The 1316-nt window shown below is 59.2% G+C and carries 1 pseudogene; it reads right to left on the reverse strand.

The features are described 5' to 3' along the window. Positions 1 to 1316: pseudogene (locus tag ACR0DG_RS21420) on the reverse strand (hypothetical protein); the annotation flags it as partial.

Consider the following 1316-nt stretch of genomic DNA (forward strand, 5'->3'; position numbering starts at 1 on the left):
CCGCTGCGGTCATACCGCACCTGGTCAAAGCCGCCGCCCGCATTCAGAACATCGGTCCCCGCGCCCAGAATGAACTGCTCATCTGCAGCCGAGCCAGTGATGGTGTCATCACCATTTCCGGTCCGCAATGAGATATATGCGCCCTCGCCCATCACGTTCAGGGTAATAGAACCCGTGGAGTTGGTGATGATACCGGTCGTAAGATCCGCAGTCACATCCGTGCCCGCGCCAATCCGAACGGTCCCGGTGTTCGCGTCAACGTTGATCGTGTCGTCGCCGCCCGCGTAGAAGATGCCAGCCCAGGTAAACTCGGAGCCCTGCACGATGTTGAACGTATCGTCCCCCGACGTGCCCACAAGACCAATGCCAAAACCGCCCGTCGTCGTTGGGTCGGTGAACGTATCCATCCCGTCAACGCCATCAACACCTTTCACAACCGTGCCCGTGTTGTTCGCATAATCCAACGTGGCATTGATCGGATTCAAAAGACCGGAATAGTCGACCTCGACAAAGCTCTCGCCACCCGAATTGGTAAAGACGATTTCATCATTACCCAGCGACCCGTTGACAAGATCAAACCCGTCCGCATTGCCCGCAGGGTCAATCACATCGTCCCCATCCGTCCCGTCAAGAACATCATCCCCAAACGTTCCAACTATGGTCGCGGTCGACGATCCGCCAACATCCGCCTGGAATTCGGCAACCGTCCAGCCCTGAACACGCACCGTTGCCCCGTTCGGAAGCGTCACCACAACGTCGTCACCGTCCTGAACCGCGTTCGCGATGGCTGCGTCAATCTCGGCATCCGTGAAGCTGGGGGAAAGCTGGATATCGTCGATATCATCGCCCTCATAGTCAACGATCGTGTCGTTGCCCTGACCCACGACAAAGACATCTGCACCCGCACCACCGATCAGAACGTCATCTCCGGCACCACCCCGCAGGGTATCATCCCCGCCACGGCCAGAAAGTTGCGAGCCGGTATCAGCGGCGGTCAGGTCGTCATTGCCAGTGCGCGAGCCGCGCACAGATTCAACGCCCGTCAGCGCGTGATCGAACGCCAGACCGTCCCAAACACCCGTCGCCGTGCCGGTCTGCAGGTTCACCGTCACCCCGCCTTCCACGCCGCTGCGGTCATACCGCACCTGGTCAAAGCCGCCGCCCGCATTCAGAACATCGGTCCCCGCGCCCAGAATGAACTGCTCATCTGCAGCCGAGCCAGTGATGGTGTCATCACCATTTCCGGTCCGCAATGAGATATATGCGCCCTCGCCCATCACGTTCAGGGTAATAGAACCCGTGGAGTTGGTGATGAT

The organism is Ruegeria sp. BG8 (genome assembly GCF_056538325.1).